The 5,244-nt window shown below is 58.4% G+C and carries 4 protein-coding genes and 1 pseudogene; 3 read left to right on the forward strand and 2 right to left on the reverse strand.

The features are described from left to right. Positions 1–301 precede the first annotated feature (301 nt). The 3 genes and pseudogenes from ACFCU0_RS15985 to ACFCU0_RS15995 all read left to right on the forward strand — a co-directional run. A pseudogene (locus ACFCU0_RS15985) lies at positions 302–451 on the forward strand (IS256 family transposase); the annotation flags it as partial. Between the two features lie 486 nt (positions 452–937). Further along, a complete protein-coding gene (locus ACFCU0_RS15990) occupies positions 938–1,888 on the forward strand; it encodes a hypothetical protein (RefSeq protein ID WP_434974684.1) in 951 nt (316 codons plus the stop codon). Positions 1,889–2,060: 172 nt separating this feature from the next. Then, positions 2,061–2,492 carry a DUF1877 family protein gene (locus ACFCU0_RS15995; RefSeq protein ID WP_434974685.1) on the forward strand — a complete coding sequence of 144 codons (432 nt, stop codon included), beginning with the start codon at positions 2,061–2,063 and terminating at the stop codon, positions 2,490–2,492. A 361-nt stretch (positions 2,493–2,853) separates the two neighbouring features. Here the strand turns inward: ACFCU0_RS15995 and ACFCU0_RS16000 are convergent, their stop codons facing one another. Both ACFCU0_RS16000 and der read right to left on the reverse strand, forming a co-directional pair. Continuing rightward, positions 2,854–3,648 (reverse strand): CDP-alcohol phosphatidyltransferase family protein, encoded by a 795-nt coding sequence (locus ACFCU0_RS16000; protein ID WP_434974686.1) that lies wholly within the window; start codon positions 3,646–3,648, stop codon positions 2,854–2,856. A 43-nt stretch (positions 3,649–3,691) separates the two neighbouring features. After that, positions 3,692–4,993, reverse strand: a complete 1,302-nt coding sequence (gene der, locus ACFCU0_RS16005) for a ribosome biogenesis GTPase Der (RefSeq protein ID WP_434974687.1) — start codon at positions 4,991–4,993, stop codon at positions 3,692–3,694. Positions 4,994–5,244: the final 251 nt, after the last annotated feature.

Genomic DNA, 5,244 nt, shown 5'->3' on the forward strand with positions numbered 1-5,244 from the left:
TCTCCATCTTCGAATAGCGAAGGAATTGCAAGAGTGTACTATAAGACAGGCTCATACTACTTCATTGTTCGCGTCCCAAGGGAAAAGTCGACGCCGGAAGACTTGAACCTATACGGAGAGTCAATTGAGATATTCAAGACGGATTCCCTCGAGCCAGTGAAGGCCTTTCTCCGATAAGTGTGGCGGTCCTACGAGTCGGTTGAGGCCTTAATCTTGTGTAACTGAGTCGGCGGGATAGAAAAAGGCATCACGTTCTGCCAGGCTGTAAGCGAACCGCACCAACAACCAAGACAGAATCACCATGGCTATCATTGAGATCGAGTTAGACGACGAGAAGATGCAACAGCTGCTCCAGAGCGACCGGGGACTGGCGGTCCTGCTGTAGCCGATCCTGCTGGAGCCGATCCTGAACCAGATGCTGCAAGCCGAGATGACCGAGCACTTGCAAGCCGCGCGTCGCGCCCAGCGAACAGCGCAAACAGACTAGAGGTCTGGACGATGATCCTCCGCACCTGCGTTCCCCTGCCCATGTCCCGAGCGACGAAAAGAAGCAGACCTGGGTGATGCGCGTGGTGACGGTGTCCGGGCATCGCTGGGCACGGCAGGGAGGTGCGGATGCAGTATCATCCACACACGGATTCGTGACGGGTCGGAGTCATCGCCACATGTTTCTCCATGTCGACGTGGTGAGTTGTTAACGCGATAACATGTTGACGCGATGAGGCAGGCGACTGACGGAGGGAGGGCGGTGTTGCCGCTCCCGCTAGTCCGATGCGGGGCGCTGGGCGGGCACGTCCGACATCATGAGGGTTCCACTACTCCAAAAGTATATCACTGCAATGATATTATATTGAACTTCAATAATAAAGTTTATTGGGGGGGTAATATGGGAGGGTTCACGTTTCAGCCCGCCCGTTTCGAATAATGTCTGATCCTGATGATGTCCCCCCTCCGTTCGCGCCGTGTTGCGGTGCTATGTGTTGTTTTGCTTCTTGTCGTCACCGGATGCACCGATGGGTTACTGGTGCCGGAACCGGAGGGGGTCGATGACCCGGAGCCGGAAACCAGCCTGTGCGGCACCGACGGCAACGACCCGTGTGAGATGGACGAAGTGGTGGTCGAGGAAATCTGGGACCCCCCGCCGGCCTTCCCGGACCCGATTGATGAACCGCTGCCCGGTGGGCCGGACGACCCCGGCTCAATCCCCACAATCCCGCCGGACGACCCGGACGATGGGGACGGAGGCGGACCCATCCGGACCCCAGACCCGGTGCCGGTGTCTAAAAATGAGCTCGAAGATTTGTATGAGAGGGAGTGTGGCTACACGAACCAGCTAACGCTAGGTAACGCCTTCGAAGTCGATGCGCGATACGCTTTGGGACACAGCGCGCCGGGAGGATTTGAGTTCCCGGATGAAAGTAAACCTGACGGGGTCAAGCGAGGCGTGCTCATTGATGGGTCTCCCGACTATAGCTATTTTCGAGGACTGCTTGAGGCAAAATATAAAGAGAGCGGACTATTGGAAGGGAGTCAAACTCGAAAATATATTGATGAACTGGCGCGTCCCTACGTGGAACTGCCGGGATACGAAACGACATGGCCGCCGTTTCTCGTTATCGCCTCCTTGTCGACGAACTCCGAACTTCGGTATTTCGATGATGGCGGTGCCACCCTTCGACATGCAGAGGAAAACGGGATCAATGTGTTTCACGTTACCCTGCAGCGAGATGCGAATGGACAATTGCATCTGAAGGGCCGAAAAGTTGGAATGGTGACCGTCCAGCGCAACAGTGACGGATCGCTCGTCCAACGCCGCGCATCGGACACGATTACAGAGTCCTACGAGTTCACTGTCTTGTGTAAAGCTCACGAGGCACAATCCAACTGACACTCTCAACACCGCGGAGCCAACAACGATGGGTCTGTACTTACTTCTACACCGAGAGGACCCGCGTCGGGTTATCGATTTTGAGCAAGGAGATCGAGCCAGTTGGGACTATTTCCGCTTCGAAGTCCCTGATGAGCGGCAGCTGGTCGCATCTACGCCTCAGCGTGTGGATATGATGGTATACACAACTGTAAACCTGGGTAAGTACTGGGAGGTTATTCTCTTCATGCTGTGCAGCTCATACCGGAACCAGAGGAGTCCCCGGTCTCCCGGTATCGAAACCCTCCATCTTGATGATCCGCTGTTCTGGGCGATTGCTGGCGCCGATGTTGTGGACTACAAGACGAAGCAGGACTTCTCGCTGCGCTATTCGACGATTCCCCAGGTTCGGCAGATCGAAGACGCACTGGCGCCGATCACGTTCGACGATCTTCGCCCGTTCGCAGATCCAGACGCAATGCGCAGGGCCGGAGTTTACCGCAGCGGTATCTACGCGAACTCGTCAAGGGATGAGAAGGTGATTACCCGTATCCTATCACGCCTAAAAACACACTACCGCAACGCAGTCGAGAACGGTCAAATAATGATTCACGAGTGGATGTAGCGATCACGAGCACATCATGGTTTGCAGGGTCGACGGACGCGTCTCCGGTTATCCCCGGCGTTCGAGCCGCGCTTGACGCCGGAATATGGTGTACCTCCGGGGAGTGATAAATCGACGACAATCTCAATCTGGCCGCCTCAACCGGTTTGTCCGTTTCGGCGTGACGAGGACAGGTGTAAAGGTGTTCAAGTGTTCGGGTGTTGAGGTGGGGCAAGCGGTGCGTCGACGGAGCGATTCTCGTCCCTCTCGTGGACGACGCGCCGGTCATGACTGCGGCCGGTTCACAACGCCCCAACGCACCAACGCGTCAACACCCAACGCGTCAACTATTCAACGGCCTATCGCCCCAACCCGAAACCCGTCACGACGCGACACGGCGGCCTTCCAGGTCCAGGTAGAACGACAGACCAAAGTAGAATGCCGGGTAGACAAGGCTGGCCCAGAGGAACCAGTCGCCACCCCACGCGGGCACGCTCGGAAACGTCGGGAGCATCGCGAGCATCATCCCGAGCCAGATCACGGCGCCGAAGATGACGGGCCACTGCCAGGGATCCGGGGCCTGATTCGGGTAGATGAACCGGACGGGTAGAATCGTCATCAGCGCGAGAACGAGCGTCGACCCCAGCGAGAAATAGGCCCCCGCCGCGCCATACTCGGCTACGAAGAGGCCCGTGTAGAACGCGACGACGTTCCAGTACGAGGGAAAGCCGAGAAAGAAACCCTCGCCCTCCTGCTTCGCCGTGGCGTTGGAGAAGCCGAACAGGCTCGCCATCATGACGAGAATGACCCACAGCGCATCCGGCCCGGGCAGCCAGCCCATCCGCCAGACGAGCATCATTGGGATGAACGTGAACGTGAGGTAGTCCACGATATCGTCGATCACGCGGCCGTAGATGCGGGCGGCGTAGAGTTTCACGTTCCATAGACGCGCAAGCGGGCCGTCGGCGGCATCGATCACAACGGCCGTAGCGAGCCAAATGAACGTCCATCGCGGGGACACCTCTTCGCCCATCACCGATGCCATCGCCAGAAACGCGAACGCCACACCGGTTGCCGTGAGCACGTGGACGGCGTAGGCGCGTGTTTTTCGCCCCCATCGGGCCCGCTCTTTTTTATCCCGAAAGTCCGGTGTCTCCATCTCCCGCCCGTCTCTCATCAACAATCCGATTCCGCGATCACCGCACGCCGTGCGACACGACTCACTTCTGCTTGAACACGAGCGTGAGCGGAACGCCCTTAAACCCGAACGCCTCCCGCAGCTGCCGCTCCAGGTACCGCTGGTACGACTCTTTGACTCCTTTCGGGTGGTTCGTAAAGAACACAAAGACGGGCGGGTTCTCCCGGACCTGGGTGACGTACTTGATCTCTACATAATTCCCGCCTCTGTACGTCGGCGGATGGTGATTCGCGACGGCCTCCCGCAAGACGTCGTTCAGACGACTCGTCTGGATCCGCTTCGCGCGCTCATCGGCCACTTCGAGCGCGGTATCGATGACCTTGTAGACGCGCTGCCGGGTAAGCGCCGATGTGAAGACGATCGGAACGTAGTCAAGCGTCTGCAGGATTTCGTGGAAGTAGTCCTCGTAGCGTTTCGCCGTCTTGGAATCCTTTTCCACCAGATCCCACTTGTTGACGGCGATCACCATGCCCTTCTTATGCTTCTCGGCCAGCTTCAGAACGTTGATGTCCTGGTTCTGAAGGCCGTCGGTGGCATCGATCATGAGCACGCACACATCCCCCTCTCGCACGGACCGTTCCGTTCGAAGGGCGGAGTAAAACTCAATGTTCTCCTTGACTTTCGCGCGCTTTCGAAGGCCGGCGGTATCGACCAGGGTAATCTCTCGCCCCTCGTAATTGACCAGGGAATGGACGGCGTCGCGGGTGGTGCCGGCCTCTTCGGTCACGATGGACCGGTCGTAGCCAAGCACGGCATTCACAATCGACGACTTGCCGACGTTGGGCTTGCCGATAATAGCGATACTGGTGCGGTCGTCCGGCTCCTCGCCGTCCTCCTCCGGCAGCGCCTCCACGAGCGCGTCCAGCAAATCACCGGTGCCGATCCCGTTCGTCGCGCTGACGGGAAAGACCTCGCCGAGTCCCATCTCGTAAAACTCGCTCGCCGCCCACCGGCGCTCGTCGTTATCGGCCTTATTGGCAACGGTGAGGACCGGCTTCTGCGACTTCCGGAGCTTGTCCGCCATCTCCTGATCGATGTCGGTCACGCCCGTCGTTACGTCGCCCACGTAGAGAATGACGTCGGCGTCCGCCATCGCGATGTCGACCTGCTCGCGGATGGCGGCCTCGAAGCGCTCAGAGGAGTGCGGCACATACCCACCGGTGTCGACGACCGGGATCGTGCGCCCATTCCAGATAATCTCGCCGTACACCCGGTCGCGGGTCACGCCGGGCTCATCGTGCACAATCGCCAGCTGGGACTCCGTCAGGCGGTTGAAAAGCGTCGACTTGCCCACGTTCGGGCGGCCGACAATGGCAACGAGCATGATTCAAGTTCGAATTGCGAAGGTCGAAACGCGAAGTGGTATCTAACGCTCTATCGCATGGAAAAAGGTCCGTGCCAAACGACGCACGAACCTCATCCGCTTCCGAAATTCGCATTCCCCACGTCACACGGAACGCATTCTCCCCAAGCGTCCGTCAACGCTCGCCCGCCAGCACACGTAGTTCAACATTCGCCCTTCGCAATTCCCCCTTCGCATTTAGCCTTTCGCCTTCCTCAAAGTCGTTGCTTCCA

It is taken from the genome of Longibacter sp., assembly GCF_051155795.1.
Taxonomy (GTDB): Bacteria; Bacteroidota; Rhodothermia; order Rhodothermales; family Salinibacteraceae; genus Longibacter.